The 17,382-nt window shown below is 34.6% G+C and carries 21 protein-coding genes, 1 tRNA gene and 1 pseudogene; all 23 read left to right on the top strand.

Going from position 1 to position 17,382, the window contains the following annotated elements:
* Positions 1 to 8 precede the first annotated feature (8 nt).
* The 23 genes and pseudogenes from cobA to ELD05_RS07970 all read left to right on the top strand — a co-directional run bounded on the left by cobA (position 9) and on the right by ELD05_RS07970 (position 17,381).
* Positions 9 to 1,508, top strand: a complete 1,500-nt coding sequence (gene cobA, locus ELD05_RS08080) for a uroporphyrinogen-III C-methyltransferase (protein ID WP_241243436.1) — start codon at positions 9 to 11, stop codon at positions 1,506 to 1,508.
* Positions 1,498 to 2,475 carry a porphobilinogen synthase gene (hemB, locus tag ELD05_RS08075; protein WP_127352022.1) on the top strand — a complete coding sequence of 326 codons (978 nt, stop codon included), beginning with the start codon at positions 1,498 to 1,500 and terminating at the stop codon, positions 2,473 to 2,475. Before cobA ends, hemB begins: the two co-directional genes overlap by 11 nt.
* 2 nt (positions 2,476 to 2,477) lie before the next feature.
* Positions 2,478 to 3,761: a glutamate-1-semialdehyde 2,1-aminomutase gene (gene hemL, locus ELD05_RS08070; protein ID WP_127352021.1), complete on the top strand. Its 1,284-nt coding sequence runs from the start codon at positions 2,478 to 2,480 to the stop codon at positions 3,759 to 3,761.
* Positions 3,762 to 3,880: 119 nt separating this feature from the next.
* Positions 3,881 to 4,738, top strand: a complete 858-nt coding sequence (gene larE, locus ELD05_RS08065; RefSeq protein ID WP_127352020.1) for an ATP-dependent sacrificial sulfur transferase LarE — start codon at positions 3,881 to 3,883, stop codon at positions 4,736 to 4,738.
* Between the two features lie 2 nt (positions 4,739 to 4,740).
* The gene (locus tag ELD05_RS08060) at positions 4,741 to 5,136 is read left to right on the top strand and encodes a VOC family protein (protein ID WP_127352019.1); all 396 of its coding nucleotides are present in this window, start codon (positions 4,741 to 4,743) and stop codon (positions 5,134 to 5,136) included.
* Positions 5,137 to 5,213: 77 nt separating this feature from the next.
* Positions 5,214 to 5,287, top strand: a tRNA-Gly gene (locus ELD05_RS08055).
* A gap of 169 nt (positions 5,288 to 5,456) precedes the next feature.
* Entirely contained in the window at positions 5,457 to 5,786 is a 330-nt protein-coding gene (locus ELD05_RS08050) for an STAS domain-containing protein (RefSeq protein WP_127352018.1), read from the top strand.
* Between the two features lie 35 nt (positions 5,787 to 5,821).
* Positions 5,822 to 6,304: an anti-sigma F factor gene (gene spoIIAB, locus ELD05_RS08045; protein WP_039764895.1), complete on the top strand. Its 483-nt coding sequence runs from the start codon at positions 5,822 to 5,824 to the stop codon at positions 6,302 to 6,304.
* Positions 6,270 to 6,989 (top strand): SigF/SigG family RNA polymerase sporulation sigma factor, encoded by a 720-nt coding sequence (locus ELD05_RS08040; protein ID WP_127352017.1) that lies wholly within the window; start codon positions 6,270 to 6,272, stop codon positions 6,987 to 6,989. Before spoIIAB ends, ELD05_RS08040 begins: the two co-directional genes overlap by 35 nt.
* A 127-nt stretch (positions 6,990 to 7,116) precedes the next feature.
* Entirely contained in the window at positions 7,117 to 7,821 is a 705-nt protein-coding gene (locus ELD05_RS08035) for a ComF family protein (protein ID WP_127352016.1), read from the top strand.
* A 13-nt stretch (positions 7,822 to 7,834) separates the two neighbouring features.
* The gene (locus ELD05_RS08030) at positions 7,835 to 8,275 is read left to right on the top strand and encodes a TIGR03826 family flagellar region protein (protein WP_039764870.1); all 441 of its coding nucleotides are present in this window, start codon (positions 7,835 to 7,837) and stop codon (positions 8,273 to 8,275) included.
* A gap of 75 nt (positions 8,276 to 8,350) precedes the next feature.
* Positions 8,351 to 8,638: a flagellar biosynthesis anti-sigma factor FlgM gene (flgM, locus tag ELD05_RS08025; protein ID WP_039764893.1), complete on the top strand. Its 288-nt coding sequence runs from the start codon at positions 8,351 to 8,353 to the stop codon at positions 8,636 to 8,638.
* A gap of 83 nt (positions 8,639 to 8,721) precedes the next feature.
* The gene (locus ELD05_RS08020) at positions 8,722 to 9,210 is read left to right on the top strand and encodes a flagellar protein FlgN (RefSeq protein ID WP_127352015.1); all 489 of its coding nucleotides are present in this window, start codon (positions 8,722 to 8,724) and stop codon (positions 9,208 to 9,210) included.
* A gap of 23 nt (positions 9,211 to 9,233) precedes the next feature.
* The gene (flgK, locus tag ELD05_RS08015) at positions 9,234 to 10,811 is read left to right on the top strand and encodes a flagellar hook-associated protein FlgK (protein WP_127352014.1); all 1,578 of its coding nucleotides are present in this window, start codon (positions 9,234 to 9,236) and stop codon (positions 10,809 to 10,811) included.
* A gap of 25 nt (positions 10,812 to 10,836) precedes the next feature.
* Positions 10,837 to 11,787, top strand: coding sequence for a flagellar hook-associated protein FlgL (gene flgL / locus ELD05_RS08010; RefSeq protein ID WP_127352013.1), 951 nt, complete (start codon positions 10,837 to 10,839; stop codon positions 11,785 to 11,787).
* 37 nt (positions 11,788 to 11,824) lie between these two features.
* Positions 11,825 to 12,202: a DUF6470 family protein gene (locus ELD05_RS08005; protein WP_127352012.1), complete on the top strand. Its 378-nt coding sequence runs from the start codon at positions 11,825 to 11,827 to the stop codon at positions 12,200 to 12,202.
* Positions 12,199 to 12,618 (top strand): type VII toxin-antitoxin system HepT family RNase toxin, encoded by a 420-nt coding sequence (hepT, locus tag ELD05_RS08000; protein WP_127352011.1) that lies wholly within the window; start codon positions 12,199 to 12,201, stop codon positions 12,616 to 12,618. Before ELD05_RS08005 ends, hepT begins: the two co-directional genes overlap by 4 nt.
* A 16-nt stretch (positions 12,619 to 12,634) precedes the next feature.
* Complete coding sequence (gene fliW / locus ELD05_RS07995; protein WP_127352010.1) at positions 12,635 to 13,093, top strand: flagellar assembly protein FliW; 459 nt, start codon at positions 12,635 to 12,637, stop codon at positions 13,091 to 13,093.
* Positions 13,094 to 13,105: 12 nt separating this feature from the next.
* Entirely contained in the window at positions 13,106 to 13,348 is a 243-nt protein-coding gene (gene csrA / locus ELD05_RS07990; protein ID WP_127352009.1) for a carbon storage regulator CsrA, read from the top strand.
* A gap of 189 nt (positions 13,349 to 13,537) precedes the next feature.
* Positions 13,538 to 13,982: pseudogene (locus ELD05_RS15015) on the top strand (DUF4143 domain-containing protein); the annotation flags it as partial.
* 179 nt (positions 13,983 to 14,161) lie between these two features.
* Entirely contained in the window at positions 14,162 to 14,998 is an 837-nt protein-coding gene (locus tag ELD05_RS07980) for a hypothetical protein (protein ID WP_127352008.1), read from the top strand.
* A 3-nt stretch (positions 14,999 to 15,001) separates the two neighbouring features.
* Positions 15,002 to 16,156: a BREX system ATP-binding domain-containing protein gene (locus ELD05_RS07975; protein ID WP_127352007.1), complete on the top strand. Its 1,155-nt coding sequence runs from the start codon at positions 15,002 to 15,004 to the stop codon at positions 16,154 to 16,156.
* A gap of 1 nt (position 16,157) precedes the next feature.
* The gene (locus tag ELD05_RS07970; RefSeq protein ID WP_127352006.1) at positions 16,158 to 17,381 is read left to right on the top strand and encodes a BREX system ATP-binding domain-containing protein; all 1,224 of its coding nucleotides are present in this window, start codon (positions 16,158 to 16,160) and stop codon (positions 17,379 to 17,381) included.
* Position 17,382: the final 1 nt, after the last annotated feature.

The raw sequence follows: 17,382 nt of genomic DNA, 5'->3' as shown, positions 1-17,382 counted from the left end.
AAATTAGATTGCCAAAGAAGGAGTTGTGTATATTGAAAGTTGGGAAAGTATATATTGTTGGTGCTGGTCCATACATGGAGGACTTGATAACACTAAAAGGTTTGAACGCTATAAAGACTGCTGATGTAATAATTTACGATAGGTTAATAAACAAAAATTTGTTGAAGCTTGCAAAAGATGATGCAATTTATATCTACTGTGGTAAAGAACCAAAAAAACATGTACTTTCTCAGGACAGAATTATAAACTTGATGATAGAGTATGCAAAAAAAGGTTTTAATGTTGTTCGGCTAAAAGGTGGAGACCCATATATATTTGGAAGGGGAGCAGAAGAGGCAGAAAAACTATTTGAAAATAACATACCTTTTGAAATTATTCCTGGTGTTAGTTCATTTTACTCTGCTTTAACCTTTGCGGGTATTCCAATCACGTATAGAAAGCTTGCACGTGAATTTCATGTGTTTACTGGGCACACGTGCGATGATGAAGAACTGAATTGGAACATAATTTCTAAACTTGATGGAACTTTAATATTTCTCATGTCTGCTGAAAATATTGAAAGTATCTCACAAAAACTGATTTTACACGGCAAACAGCCTAAAACCCTTGCTGCAGCAGTAATTAATGCAACAACTGGTCGGCAGAAGGTAATTAGCGGTTATTTAGAAGACTTTGCAACTGGAAAGTTTAAAAATCAAATTGCATCGCCAATGGTATTTGTAATAGGTGAGGTTATAAAATTTAGAAATAAGCTTTCTTTTTATGAGAGTTTGCCTTTATTTGGTAAGAGAATTTGTATCACACGTCCAAAAAGTGTCTCAAGAAATATAAAAAGTTTGCTATTCAGTCTTGGTGCGGACGTTGTTGATGGTTGCTGCTCAAAACTGGTTCTCCATAGGGAGGAGATTGATAAAATTTTAAACTCTTTGCCTGAATACAATATATTGGTATTTACGAGTGTAAATGGTGTTGATAGTTTTTTTGACTACTTGATTGAAAAAAATATAGATGTGAGAGATATTAAAGGTGACTTTGCTGCAATAGGGAAAAAAACTGCACTTTCACTCCAAAAGAGAGGATTTGGGGTAAAATATATTCCAGATGAACATTCATCAGATGGCTTAATCAAGATTTTCGAGAATGAAGTTGATAAAAGCAAAAAGATATTGACTGTGCAGTCAAAAAATGCAGGAGATTACCTCAAAAATTCCCTTGAAAGCTTGGGATTTGAGGTTGATACCATCTTTGCATATTCAATGGAATTTACTAAAAACCCAAATGATGCAGTTTACGATTCAGATATTTATGTATTTACAAGTTCCGGGATGTTTAGACATTTTATAGAATGCTATGGGACGGATATGCTTTTTAATAAAATAGTCATTTCAATCGGTGAACACACAAAAAAGACATTAGAAAGTTTTGGTATTCAAAGTATTACTTGTGATGAGGCAACTGATGAGGGAATAGTAAATAAGATTTTAGAGGTGGTCAAGAATGGAGTTTAAAAGATTAAGAAGGTTAAGACAGACAAAAGCTTTAAGAGAACTTTTTTATGAAACAAGACTTTACAGCAAAGAGTTTATTTTTCCCCTTTTTATCGATGATGGTAACAACGTGTTTGAAAGAATGCCACAGTTAGATGGTATAGTGAAGGTATCTGTTGACAGACTACAAGAAGCCTTGGATGAGATCAAGAAAGCTGACATTGGCGGTGTAATTTTATTTGGTGTGACTTCACAGAAAGATGAGATGGGAAGCTATGCCACAAGAGATGATGGAGCAGTCCAGCAGGCAATAAGGAAAATAAAAGAATATTCCGAAGATATATTGGTGTTTGCAGATGTGTGCCTTTGTGAGTACACATCTCATGGACATTGTGGTATTTTGAAAGGTGATAAAATAGACAATGATAAGACAATAGAAGTTTTAAGTGAAATAGCACTGTCCTATGCAAAAGCAGGGGCAGATATAATTTGTCCATCTGATATGATGGACGGAAGGGTTGCCGCTATCCGAAAAAAGCTTGACAGTCACGGATTTGTTTATACTCCCATCATACCATACAGTGCAAAGTTTGCATCCTCACTTTATGCACCATTTAGAGATGTAGCAAACTCACGGCCTGCTTTTGGCGACAGAAAAAGTTATCAAATGCCATACCAAAACAAAAGAGAAGCTCTGCGAGAGATAGAAGCTGACATTTCAGAAGGTGCTGATGCAGTAATTATAAAACCAGCCTTGACTTCACTTGATGTAATCTCTGCTGCAAAAGAAAAATTCAATATTCCTATTATAGCCTATAATGTCAGTGGCGAGTATGCCATGGTAAAAAGTGCTGGCAAGCTTGGTCTTTTGAATGAAGAAGAGGTTATAATTGAGATATTGACTGCTATAAAGAGAGCAGGTGCTGATGCGATTATAACATACCATGCTTTAGAAGCTGCAAGGATATTGAATGGAAAGGAGCTTTAAAAATGAGACTTGACAAAAGTAAAGAAGTATTTGACAAGACCAAAAGATATATACCAGGCGGGGTTAACAGTCCAATTCGTGCCTTTAAAAATTTGAGTATTACCCCGCCAGTCATCTCAAAAGGAAAAGGTTGCCGTATATTTGATATTGATGGCAATGAATACATTGACTTTGTATTATCATGGGGAGCAATGATATTAGGACATTGTGACCCTGATGTTGTAAATAGCATAAAAGAAGTGGTGGAAGATCAAATAGCATTTGGTGCTCCAACAGAAATTGAATATGAGATGGCAAAGCTTGTGTGTGAGACAGCCCAAATTGATATGGTTCGATTTGTTAATTCAGGGACAGAAGCTACAATGACTGCTGTAAGGCTTGCAAAAGGCTATACTGGGAAGAAAAAAATAGTAAAGTTTGCAGGCTGTTATCATGGTCATCATGACATCTTTCTGAAAGAAGCAGGGTCAGCAGTAGCCGAGCTAAGATTAAAGGGAATTGATGAAGATATTGTACAAAATACAATTGTGGTTGAATACAACAATTTAGATTCAGTAGAAAAAGCTTTTAAAGAAAACAAAGATGAGATAGCAGCTGTTATAATCGAGCCTGTGGCAGGGAATATGGGTGTTGTACCTGCCAAAAAAGAGTTTTTGCAAGCCCTAAGAGAAATTTGCAACCTCCTCGGCAGTCTTCTGATTTTTGATGAAGTAATAACCGGTTTTAGACTTTCACTGAAAGGTGCAAGAGCTTTATATGATGTTGAGCCGGACCTTATAACTTTTGGAAAGATAATTGGCGGGGGGCTTCCTTGCGGCGCAGTTGGTGGCAAAAAAGAGATAATGCAGTGCTTAGCACCCCAAGGAAATGTCTTTCAGGCAGGTACTATGTCGGGCAATCCAATTGTGATGAGTGCAGGTTATACTACTGTTAAGAAGCTTAAAGAAAATCCTGATATTTATACCTATTTAGAATCACTGGCACAAAAACTTGAAGGCTACTTGGCAAAAGTCTTTTCTAATTCCAATTTGACTTTTTGCATCAACAGAGTTGGCTCAATGCTGACAGTCTTCTTTGGAGTTGAGAAGGTTGAAAATTTCGAGATGGCGAGAATGAGCAATTTAGATCAGTTTAAAAAGTTTGCAGAATATATGATAACAAATGGCATTTATATTCCATCTTCTCAGTTTGAAGCCATGTTTTTGTCAAGTGCACATATGGAAAGTGATATAGAAAGGTTTGCTGAGGTTGCTGAAAGTTTTGCAAAGTTTGTAAAGAAACCTTAATGTAGCTTTTTATCTGCTTTGCGAAATGATATTGATATAAAATAAGTTTATGTGTAAAATAAATTCATACAAAATCTATCGAAATAATTTTTTCAAATAATATGCAGGAGGGTTATATTATGGATATAATGATAGATGAAGCATTAAAAGAAAAATATAAAAACCTCAAAAGTTTTTTGAAAAGCTTGGGAAGCGTTGCTGTTGCTTATTCAGGTGGGGTTGATAGTACATTTTTAGTTAAAGTTGCTTATGATGTTCTGGGTGAAAAGGCTTTAGCCGTCACAGCTACATCATCTACTTATCCCAAAAGAGAGCTTGAGGATGCCAAAAGGTTTATAAAAGAGATAGGTGCAAAACATATTATTATAGAATCAGAAGAGCTTGAAATTGAGGGATTTAATAAAAATCCTGTTGATAGATGCTATTACTGCAAAAAAGAGCTTTTTGAAAAGATATGGAAAGTAGCAAAGGCACATGGAATTGAGCATGTTGCGGATGGTTCAAACTTTGATGATTTGAATGATTTTAGGCCTGGCATGAAAGCGGCATGTGAGCTGAATGTGGTAAGTCCACTTAAAGTTGCAAAGCTAACCAAAGAAGATATTAGAAAGCTTTCGAAATATTTAGGACTTCCTACTTGGCAAAAACCGGCATATGCTTGTCTTTCATCAAGAATTCCATATGGTGAGGAAATTACAAAAGAGAAGCTTGAGATGATAGAAAAGGCTGAAGACTATTTAATTGAACTTGGATTTAGACAGGTAAGAGTCAGGTTTCATGGCAATCAACTTGCCCGGATTGAAATAGGCAAAGAGGAATTTGGCAGATTTTTAGATGAAAGAATAATTGAGAATGTTAAGAACAAACTAAAAGAGATAGGATTTGTTTATGTAACATTAGATTTAGAAGGTTATAGAACAGGAAGCATGAATCTGAGTATAAAAAATGTTAGTGAAAAGAACTTAAGTGAGGTGTAAAAATGAAAAAACTTGTCCCTGAAATCCATCTCAAAAACTGTACTCAAGCTTTGGAATTTTACAAAAATGTATTTGGTGCAGAGGTAAAGAATGTCCAGATGACTGACAACGTTCCAACATTTCAACAATACAAAGGGAAAGTGCTTCATGCAGAGCTTTTTTTATCCCCAGAATTGGTGGTCTATTTAGCAGATAAATTTGATGATAAACCTGATATTAGCAATATCCACCTTGTCCTTGAATGTGAATCTGAAGAAGAGATAAAAAGAATTTACAATAACCTTGCAGAACATGGAAGTGTCAAGTTTGAATTACAAAAAACTTTCTGGGGAGCTCTTCATGCAGCGGTGACTGATAAATTTGGTGTTACGTGGGGTTTGAACTACTCTCTCAAATAATTTACTTGAGAATAGTTATTGACAACAATTGTTTTAGATATTATAATATTTGTTGTGCAAAGGGCAAGCAAATAAGAGCGGGTGTAGTTCAATGGTAGAACACCAGCCTTCCAAGCTGGTAGCGTGGGTTCGATTCCCATCACCCGCTCCAGATAAAGAAAGCATACCCCTCAATGGCTAAAGAGCCATTGAGGGTTTTTGTTTTGCATTTATAAAGCAAAATATTCTATTTCGACAAAATATTACATAAAATACTGAAGGATTTTTTGGGGTAATATAGAATTAGAAGTAATATAACTTTCAAATCGAGGTGCAAAATAATGGATTTTGAAGCAATTATGATGGAAGGAACGCTTATTTTAAAGATAAGAGGTGAACTTGATCAATATAATGCAGATAGATTTCGATTAAGATTTGACATGAAAATAGTAAGTCCTGAGGTACAAAAAGTGGTAATTGACATCTCAGAGCTTACCTTTATGGACTCATCAGGTGTTGGTTTTCTGGTTGGGAGGTTCAAAACTGCAAGAGCGTTTGCAAAAGAGCTTGTCTTGGTTTGCAGCTCAAGCTATATCAACAGACTTCTTTCAACTTGTGGAATAGAAAAACTGATAAAGAAATATACAACTATTGATGAGGCTTTGAGCTAAATTTTTGTAAAATGAAAGGATGTGAAGGAAATACAATGAGAATTTTAAACTATATGGAACTTAAAATTCCTTCTAAATCGCAAAACGAAGCGTTTGCAAGGGTGGCTGTTGCTGCATTTGTTGCCCAGCTTGACCCAACATTGGATGAGGTTACAGAAATCAAGACTGCTGTATCTGAAGCTGTAACAAATTCAATAATTCATGCATATGAGGATAAAATTGGGGAAATAATAATAAAAGGAAAGATTTACGAAAACTTTGTTGTTGAGATTGAGGTAATTGACTTTGGTAAGGGAATTGAAGATGTTGAGCTTGCACGCCAGCCACTTTTCACAACCAAGCCTGATGAAGAGCGATCTGGTATGGGCTTTACTGTGATGGAGACGTTTATGGATAAGGTTGAGGTTACATCAGAGGTTGGCAGGGGCACATGTGTGAGGATGTTCAAAGCCATTAAAAAACGAAAGAGCGAGGGAGTGGAAATTGAGCAGAGCTTCCCAGGAGGAATTGATAAGTAAGGCAAAAAACGGTGATAAAAAGGCGCGGCAAGAACTCATTGAAAACAATCTTGCGCTTGTGTGGAGCATTGTCAAAAAGTTTGCAGTCAAAGGAATTGAAGCTGATGATTTGTTCCAGATAGGATGTATTGGACTTATCAAAGCTGTTGATAGGTTTGACCCAAGCTTCAATGTCAGATTTTCAACATATGCGGTGCCAATGATAATTGGAGAGATAAAAAGGTATTTACGAGATGATGGCAAGATAAAGGTTTCACGAAAGATAAAGGAAAATCAGAGCAAGCTCAAGAAATTTCGCGATGAGTTTTTATTTCAAAACGGCAGAGAGCCAACAATTAGCGAGATTTCAGAGACAACAGGTTTGAGCCAAGATGATATTTTGCTTTGCATAGATGCATCACTTGATGTCACATCTTTAAATGAGGTTATAAACCAAGAAGAAGGAAAACCTATCACACTTATGGACATCGCAGCTGATGAGGACTACTCAAGCAGACTTTTAGACATAATGGCTTTGAAAGAAGGATTAAGAAAATTAAAAGGACGTGAACGCTACATAATATTTATGCGCTACTTTAAAAACAAAACACAGTCTGAGATTGCAAAAGAACTCAATATATCACAAGTGCATGTTTCGAGGATTGAAAAAAAAGCCTTGGAAAGGATAAAGAGAGAGTTTCTATGAAAATAATAAAATTTCAGTTTGACACGCAGTCGGAAAAATGCGTGTCTTTTATTTTTTTATATCTGGAATTTTTTAATTGTTTGTGATTTAATATAGATAAATTAAATTAAGTTTTAAACTTTGAAAAATGGAAAGACTAATCCAATTTTTCTTTCCTCGCCGCTGTTCATTTTGTGGTAAGGTGGGAGATGACCCATGTGATGAGTGCAAAAAGTTTATACGGTTTATCCAAGGCAAAACATGCGAAAAATGCGGAATTCCAATTGTTGACTTTGTCTACAGTCTTTGTCCAAACTGTCAAAGAGAAAGTTTTTCCTTTGAAAAGGTCTTTCCCGTTTTTTATTATGAAAGTGTTGTTAGAAAAGGTGTTCATCTTTTCAAGTATAGGGGTTTTTACCAGAATGCTTTAACATTTTCAAATCTGATGGCAAACAAAATAATAAGCTCTAATGTGCACATAGATATTGTAATCCCTGTGCCAATAAGTTATGAGAGGTACTTAAAAAGGGGATATAATCACTCATACCTTTTAGCAAAGAATATATCAAAAGCATTGAAAATACCTCTGCTTGATGCTCTAAAAAGAACGCAGTCTACAAAGCCCTTTTACAACCTTTCAAGAGAGGAGAGAAAAAAGGAAATAAAAGATAAGATTGCGCTCAAAAATGGGTATGAAAATAGTGTAAAGGGAAAGACAATTTTACTTGTTGATGATATTTTCACAACTGGAGCAACAGCAGATGAATGCTCAAAGGTGTTGTTAAAAAGTGGTGCGAACAAGGTGTACGTATCTGTTTTAGCAATAACAAAACCATCAAGAGAATTAAAATAGGGGGTTGTGATTAATGGATGTAAGAAATTGCAGAAGGTGTGGGAAGCTTTACCTATATGATGGAATTCCTATCTGCCCTCAGTGCAGAAAGGAAGAAGAAGAGGATTTTAAAAAGGTAAAAGAGTATTTATATGAACACCCAGGTGCGACGTTGCCAGAGGTGTCTAATGCAACAGGTGTGTCACCTGAGAAGATTTTAAGATTTTTAAAAGAGGAAAGACTTGAGATTGTGGGTGAGAGCAATATCATCTTAGAGTGTGAAAGATGCGGAAAAGCTATAAAAACAGGTAGGCTTTGTGATGAGTGCAAAAGAGAGGTTGGAACAAGATTTTTGAGTTATCTTGACGATAAAAAGCTTCGAGAGAGTATGAAGAAGAACGAGGAGTATGCTAAGAGAAAAGAAGGAGGTTATAGATATCTTTCAAAAGATTTTAAGGAGGACGAGGAAAAATAAAATTCTGTTAAATTTTTTTGCAAGTTTTAACGATATATTAAGTGAGAATGTTGAGTGCAAGGGATGGGATTTGCCATGAGGATAGAAGATAGGATGAGGATATTACAGATATACAGTAGCAGCATAAGAGTAAACAAAGTGGAGAAGAAGCAAGATGTAAAAAGTGCAGATAAACTTGAAATCTCAAGTGAAGCAAGGGATTTTCAGGCAATCCTGAATGCTATAAAGTCAACACCTGACATTCGAGAGGAAAAGGTAAATGAAATAAAAAGTAAAATTGAGTCAGGCACTTATAATGTAAGTGCCAAGGACGTTGTGGAAAAACTAATAAGGGAATATAAGCAAGCGAAAAACGCATGGTAAAAAATTTGTCGGTGGCTGCTTTTGAATTTTTAGCAGCCTTTATATTTATTGTATAAAATTTAGTTAGGAAAGAGTTGATTTTCATGAATCAAGATGTAAATAGTGTAATTGAAATTTTAGAAAAAGAACACAACATTTTAAAAGAAATACTTGAAATCTACAGCTCTAAAACAAAATTCATAGTTGAAAATAACATATCAGCCCTCATAGAGCAGTCAACAATTGAAAGACAAAAAGCAGAGGAGATAAACAAGTTAGAAGATTTAAGGCAGTGCCTGATTGCTAAGATATCAAAGGAAAAGAGTACAGAAATCTCATCACTTGATAACTTGGTAGAATTTTGTGAAGGTGAGCAGAAACAAAAGTTAATTGACATAAAAAATTCTATCAGTAAGGTTGTCAGCGAAATAAAGCGTGTAAATGATCTAAATTTGAGGCTTATTCAAAGCTCACTTGAGTATATAGATTTTATGACAAATTTGATCTCTTCCTATTTTACCGACGACACTACTTACCAAAAAGATGGTCAAAACAAAATTACAAAAAAAAACCTGTTTGATGTAAAGCTTTAAAGATAACAAAGGAGCTGAAAGAAATGTCTTTTTATGGTCTTGAGATTGCAAGAACAGGAATTTATGTAAATAGAAAAGGGCTTGAGGTTACATCCCACAACGTTGCAAATGCCTCAACACCAGGGTATACAAGACAGGTTTTGAATGTAAAATCAATTCCCCCTTCAAATCAGGTGGGGATTTATGATCCAAAGTTTCAGGTGGGAATGGGTGCAGATGTCCAGAGCCTTGTTCAGATTAGAGATATGTTTTTGGATATGCAGTACAGAAATGAGTACTCCCGCCAGGGCGAGTATGAAATAAAAGCGGACAACCTAAATTTTATAGAGTCGATCTTTAACGAGCCAAGCGACACAGGACTATCTAGTGTAATCGATCAATTTTTCTCAAGCCTGCAGGAACTTTCTAAAAATCCAGAGAGTTTAACTGTCAGAGCTTTGGTGCGCCAGAGAGCATCTGCGCTGACAGATACAATACATAAGATGTATAAACAGCTTGAGGACTTACAAAGTGAGCTAAACGACCAGATTTACGATAGAATCCTTGATATAAACAGTATTGCCCATCAGATAGCAGACCTGAACAAACAGATTTTCATATTAGAGCTTCGAGGCGAGAAGGCAAACGATCTTCGCGACCAGAGAAATCTTTTGGTAGATAAGCTTTCAAAAATTGTTGACACACAAGCTTATGAAGATTCGGAGGGCAGATTCATAGTCCAAATTAGTGGGGAGACCTTAGTTAACCACTTTACAGTGTATGAGCTTGAGACTGACAAGGCAAAGATAAAAAGGTTAAGTGGTTTTGATTCAAACGACCAGCCAACAAACTTTGACCCTGATAATGCACTTTCGCAGCAAAACCTCTATGATGTTCCGGGACTCTTTGTTGTAATGTGGAAAGATACAGGGCAGGTTTTAAATGTTAAGTCTGGCGAGCTAAAGGGGCTTTTGGATATGAGAGATGGTATTGGTGGGATTGATGAAGATTTGACTGTAAATGGACAGGATATTGATGTACCAAATAAAAATAACTTTACAGGGATACCATATTACCTAAACAGGCTAAATGAGTTTGCAAAAAAGCTAATTGAAAAGTTTAATGAGCTTCATACACAAGGATATTCATTAAACGGGCAGAACACAGGTATTAACTTTTTTGAACCGCCGGTTGATTCTGGTAATTTCTTCTTTGCAAGGTATATCAAAGTATCAGACGATATAATGAATGATCTGAACAACATAGCAACAACAACTGACCCTGATAATCTTCCGGGTGGCAATGACCTTGTTGTAAAGATGCTACAGCTTAGAAATGACACATCAATCTTTAGAGAAGGCAAGTTTGAAGACTTTTTAAAATCGCTTATTTCAAACCTTGGTGTTGATTCACAAGGTGCAAAGAACTTTGCAGAAAACCAGAAAGTTATGGTCACCCAGCTTGACAATCGTCGTCAGGCTCTTTCTGGAGTTTCAATAGATGAAGAGATGACAAACCTCATAAAGTACCAGCACGGGTTTCAGGCATCAGCAAGAATGATAAATGCATTTGATGAAATGCTGGATGTCCTTATAAACAGGCTTGGACTTGTAGGAAGATAATTTGAAGCTTTGAGGTGAGAGCAAAATGAGAATAACAAGTAATATGATGGTAAACAATTTCCTTATAAATCTTAATAAAAACCTTGCAAGACTTGACGATTTGCAATACAAGATGGCAACAGGTAAAAAGATTAGATATCCTTCTGATGATCCTGTGATAACTGCAAGGTCGCTAAGGCTCAGAACTGATGTTTCTGAAATAGAGCAGCTTCAGAAAAATGTTGATGATGCATCTTCTTGGGTTGACATGACTGAAAGTGCTCTTGCGGATATCACAGAGTCACTGCAAAGAGTTAGAGAGCTTGCTGTTCGTGGCGCAAATGGCACAAACACACAAGAAGATATGGCTCAGATTGCAAAAGAGGTTGCTCAGATAAAAGAGCATATAATTCAGGTTGGAAATACGAGCTATGCAGGAAGGTATATCTTTTCAGGATTTAAAACAGACACAGCGCCGCTAAATCCCTCTGATGGATCTTTTTCGGACACAGGTGATTTTTCATCAACTGGGGGGTACCAAGTTGACCTGGCAACAGGCAAGAATATAATTAAGTATGAGGTTATGAAAGCAAACTTCATTGAGATAAACAAAACAGCAAATCAAGTTTTCTACATCAAAGGAGAGACAGATGTGAATAAAGGAAATATGTTTAAAGTATTAGATAATTTAATTAATGCATTGAACAATGGTGATGTTAATACTGTTAACTCTCTTTTGAGCGACATAGACAGGCATATAGACAATGTTGTTGCTCAGCGTGGCGATGTTGGTGCACTTCAAAACAGGCTTGAACTTATTAAAAACAGATTAAATGATGACAATGTAAACTTTACAACTTTACTTTCAAACAATGAGGATGTAGATGTGGCAGAGATAATAATGAAGATGAAAGAGGCAGAGAATGTCTATAGAGCAGCACTTCAGACAGGTGCACAGATTTTGCCGCCAACACTTTTGGATTTTCTGAAATACTAAGACATAAAATAAAACCCTAAAAAGGGTGTGTTTTTAGATGCAAATAGCTAAGATTCAAATTCATCAAACTTTTGCTAAAGTAAAACTTCATCAAGAACATCTTAAAGTCAGAATTAACCAAGATAGGTGCTGGGAAGAGGTAAATTTGGGCTCAACAGATTACTTGGTGCGTCAAAGCGCCCAGCAAGGATATAAACAGGTTTTGAGGTATATACAAAAGACAGCAGAAAATGGCAACAGACTTGCCAGAATTGAAGATGGTGGTGAGCCTATAATTGACATCTGCATAGAAGAGGCTTTTCCAACCTATGACTACAACGTTGATATAATCCCAAAAAGCCGCCCAGAAATCTATTTTGTAGGTGGCAAGGTTTATATTGATTTTGAGATGGGCAAGGTTGATGTGAGGGTATGAACGGAAGAGAGGTTATAATAGATAAGATAAGCAAAATAATGTTTAGAATGAAAAGAATAGAGAGATTTAAAAGTATTACTTTTGAAGATTTTAAAGATAATAGTAATATTCAAGATGTAGTTGCTTACAATTTGCTTTTGATTGTTCAAAATCTAATAAGTCTCTGTAATCGCATAATTGCTGAGAAACAATTTGAAGTACCTGAGAATTTTGAAGATATTCCCGAAATTTTAGCTAACGAGAAGGTTATTTCGGATGATTCTTCCATCTTTATGAAGAAAATGATTGATTTGAGAAATGCAATTGTTTATGAATATGCCCAATTAGATTTAAATGTTGTATATGACATCTTGAAGAATGATTTAAATGAGATTAAGAAAGTTCTAAAGGAAATTGTGGATTATTTAAAAATATGAAAAGGGAGAATAAAAAATGGTAGTTCAAAAGTCAGTAGTCCAATCAAGAGTATTTGGACAGCTTGAAGTAAATGAAGAGAATATAATAACCTTTGAAGAAGGTATTCCTGCATTTGAGAATTTAAAAAAATTTGTAATTGTCAAAGAAGAAGACAGTCCCTTTTTGTGGTTACAGTCAATTGAAGATAAAGATATCGCATTTGTTATCATCAATCCATTTGACATAAAACCTGACTATGAATTTGATATAGGTGATGAAGTTTTAAAAAAGCTTGAGATAGAATCAGAAAAAGATGTTGCAGTTTTTTGTATTGTTGTAATTCCAGAAGATGTAAAGAAAACAAGAGTTAATCTCAAAGCTCCAATTATTATAAATGTGAACAAGAGAAAGGGAATGCAGTATCTTTTAGATGATGAAAGATATCCTCTAAGATATTACCTTTTTGAAAATTTAAATTCAAACGTGCAGAAATGAGGTATATAAAAGATGCTTGTTCTTTCGCGAAAAGAAGGTGACCAGATTTTAATTGGAGAAAACATAATTATAAAAGTCATCAGCATAGAAAAAGATAGTGTAAAACTTGGAATAGATGCCCCGAAAAATATAAAGGTTTTGCGATATGAGCTACTTCAAGAGGTTAAAAATGAAAATGTCGAAGCATTGCAAGGCAAAGATAGACTCAGCAAGATTAAAGATTTAAAAGAGGTTTTGTCTGATGAGCAAAGATAAAGGGGTAAGAATCAAAAATTTGGAAGAAAAACTAAAGGCAGGGTAAAGCCTGCCTTTTTTTATTTTCTAAGATTATTTTATTTGAGATAGATTCAAAAATACAAAGTATACTTTAAAAAATTAGCTTAAAAATATAAAGTATACTTTATGTTTTTAGGCTAAAAATTAGAAGTATACTTTACAAAATGCAAAAATGTTTTGAAAGCAAAGCAGAGAATATATATCTGATCCAGCTATTAGAAATGCAGTTCTGATGATAGATAATCTCTTTATTGATAGCAAAGAACTTGGAATTACGGTCGAAACAGCAGTTTTTAAGCATATATATAACTTTTACAGTGAAGAAAATGCAAAGATAGGCTATTTTAGAAAATCAACTGATAATTAAAAAGAAATTGACATAGTTGCCCAGTTTCCAAATGGTAAGAGCTTAATTGAAGTGAAATTTAGAGAAGATACTACACTTGCCGAAGATGATGCAATTGTACAGATGTGCCAAAAAGAAAAAGATATAATCTCAGCAGTGCTTATTACAAAAAGAGCAGAAGACTATGGCAGAGTTGAGCTTAATACAAAGGTTCCAATTATAAAGATTCCTGCGTTTGTGTTTATGTATTTGTTTGGGAGAAAATGATTAAAAAATTTGAATACTATTAGTGATCATTTATACTAACATGACTTTTCTATATTTTGAAAAGATTTATATCAAAAAATACTTTATAACTTTAGATTAAAATAGAATCAATGTGGTATAAATAAATTAAAAGCTATTAATTCTGTAAAAAACACTAAAGATGAGGAGGATAGATTAATTTGAAACAAACTTCAGAACTTGAAATTATTATAAAAGAGCTAAAAGAGACTTTGAAGATATTCAATAAAGCAACAGAGATAAAGCCGAATGACAAAGATGTTTTAGAAAAATTGGAAAAATTTTTAGATGGTATATCAAATCTTAATAGTATTTTTGAAACACTGAATGATATTATTGTTAAAGCAAAAGATATAATTGCCAAAGAAAAGGGAAAAATGTCTTACAATTTTAAACTAATTGAATCTGAATTGATCATGGAACTAAAAGAAAAAGGAGTTCCTCTAAGAGAGTGCAGTGATGGTTGGAGAATAAAAAGTATTCAGTTAAAGACTAAACCTCAATCATCAGCTGTTAGCATTTCTTATAATAATCAAACAATCATTGGTTGGACAAGGGTCAATTCAAAAGAAGATATTAAATCTTTGATAGAAGAGGCAGAAAAGTTACTATTTCAATTCCTTATGCCTAAGGATGAACTTATAGATATATTCTGGGATGCATATAAATATGCAAGATTTAAAAGTGGAAAGGACGTTGTGAGTATTTTCGATTTTTATACAGAAGTTAGACTACTTCAAATAAGAAGATATTTAGAAAAAAACAAACCTGATGCTAAGATAACAAAGTATACAGAGTTTCCTAAATGGGCGTTTTTGTATAATTTAGATATCTACAGAAGCATATGGGATGAGATACCTAAAGACAAACGGCTTGCCTTGCAAACTGGCAGTATGCAAGAAACAATGCAGGGTAAGGGTATGTATGTAAACGGGCTTAATCCTGATGATGACTACAAGATAATGTGTTATGTGTATGAAGCAAAAGAAGGTGTTTAAAAAATGCAAGTGATAAGCAAGGATAGTATAATAACCTCACTTAATAAAATTGCTCAGAATGGGACAGATGATGTTGAGATTGCAGATTTGATTGATGTTGGGAATCAAGATTACATGAACTATTTTGAGAACGAAGTGATTGAGAATCTTATTGCAAAAGGCGGAGCAACATGTAAATTTATTGAAGGTGCTTATGGTGCTGGAAAAACTCATCTTTTAAATCTAATTTACAAAAAAGCTTTATCAAAAGGTATGCTGGTTGCATTTACAACTTTGGACAGTGCTGTTTCATTGACTGATTGGAAGCTGGTGGTTGAGTACATCTTGGAAAACGTCGAATACAGGCATGAAGGGAGAACATACAAATCACTGCCAGAGATTCTAGCGTTTGCAGGGGAAAGGTTGGTAGATGACAGACAAAAGGAGATTTTAAAATCAGCAAAATTGCCATCTGCAAGTTTTAAAAATGCCATTTTGCTTGCTCTTAACAAAAAGAATTTGAACAATGAGGCATGGGAAGTTGTAAAAGAGTATCTGGTTGGTCGAAAAGTCAATGTTCAAACCTTTAAAAGTATGGGGATTAATAATGTAAGGGTAAGCTTGAGTAAGTCTAACGCAGAGAATATTTTAAAAACGGTTTTATCATCTTTACATATTTTGGGTTTTAAAGGGGTTGTATTGTTGTTTGATGAAAATGAAAGAACACTTTCGGGTTTTGGAGAAAGAATTTCAAGGCGTAACCAGCTTGCAGCAAACCTTATGCGTCGATTAATTGATGGCTGTTCAAGTGGTGCTTTGGAAGGGGTTTTGATAGTATTTTCGGTTTTGCCTGATTTCATATCCCAAGTTGCAAATAGGTACGAGGCTCTGGCTCAGCGCTTGCAGATAATTAAAGGTGAAAATAAATCAATTGGTTGGCGTATTCCCTTTCAAAAGGTTGACTCTGTTAACACATTGAGAGACAACCCACAGAGTTTTATGGTTAGCATGGTTGAGGCTTATTTGAGATTGGCCAAAAATTTTGGCATCTTAAATGATGATTTTAAGAAAGAAGTCATAAACAGTTGCATAATGGTGCTAAGAAGAAATGTAGGCTCAGGTTATAAACGAGAGCTGGCAAAGACTATTGCTACTATGATATTAGAAAGGATGAGATAAATTGGATAAGGACTTATTTTTAAGAGCATTATATACTATGGCACAACACGGAACAGCACCAGCTGAAGGATGTAAATATTTTGGTGTGGGTTATGAGAATGTGTTTGAGGCAATTAGACAAAAATACTTTTATGAGCAGTTTGGCCGAAACATTTGCGCACAAAAATTTGTTGTAGGGCCATATGGGTCGGGGAAAACACATTTTTTACGCCATTTAATGGAAATTGCAAGAGATGAAAACTGTGTTACTTCTGAAATTGCTCTAAATCGGGATATTGATTTTTCTGATAAGCTACTGATTTACAGTGAAGTTGTACGGAATATGAAAGCACCATTACAGCAGAATGAGGGTTTAAGTGAGTTTTTAAGATATACACTTGACAATATGATAAATGATACTAAAAATTCTCAGTATTTGAAAGAAAGATTTTTAAGAGATATCAATGATGGTAGCTTTAAATCACGAGAATTTGGAAAGGTTATAAAATTAGCAATAATTTCTTACCTCAACTGGGATATTTCAACCTTTGATTTGTGCTGTGATTATTTATTAGGCAATATTTCAGACAGTAAACTTTGTAGAGAATTGGGTATATCCAAAGTGACAAAATCAGCTCAAAATAAGCGTGCAGAGGATATGCTTTTTTCTCTTTTCCAGTTTGTTTATTATATTGGTTATAGAGGAATAATTGTGGGTTTTGATGAGGCTGAACAGAGTTTTAATGTTGATAGAAAAAAACTTGCCAAGATTTTTTCAACACTGCGTTCTTTATTAGATGCTATTGTCAACTTAAAAGATGCCTCTGCCCTAATTGTATATGCTATGACAAATGATGTTTATGAAGAAATGAATAAATACCCAGCATTGCAGCAAAGGCTTTCAAGTCCGTATGAGAAGGATTTTTTTAGTGGAAATGTTTTAGCCCCAGTTATTGACCTTACACGACTTGATTCTATTGATTTGTCAAAGAAAATTGCTATGAAGATTTCAGATGTATTTTATGAGACTTTCAAAGATCAAATTAACATTTCAAAAAATGAAATACTAAGAAAAGCCGATGAGATATCAGAGGAAATCATAAAAAAAGGTGTTTCGAGTTCAAACAAGCGTGAAATAACAAAGGCTGTTTGCACATATTTGTTAGAAATTCTTGAAGAAGGAGATATTGATTATGGTAATTTAGGAAAAATATATACACAAAACATATACGAAGATGAGGTTTAAA

It is taken from the genome of Caldicellulosiruptor changbaiensis, assembly GCF_003999255.1.
GTDB lineage: Bacteria > Bacillota > Thermoanaerobacteria > Caldicellulosiruptorales > Caldicellulosiruptoraceae > Caldicellulosiruptor > Caldicellulosiruptor changbaiensis.
The sequence above is the reverse complement of the archived record's forward strand: the minus strand, read 5'-3'. Positions and strand labels throughout refer to the sequence as shown.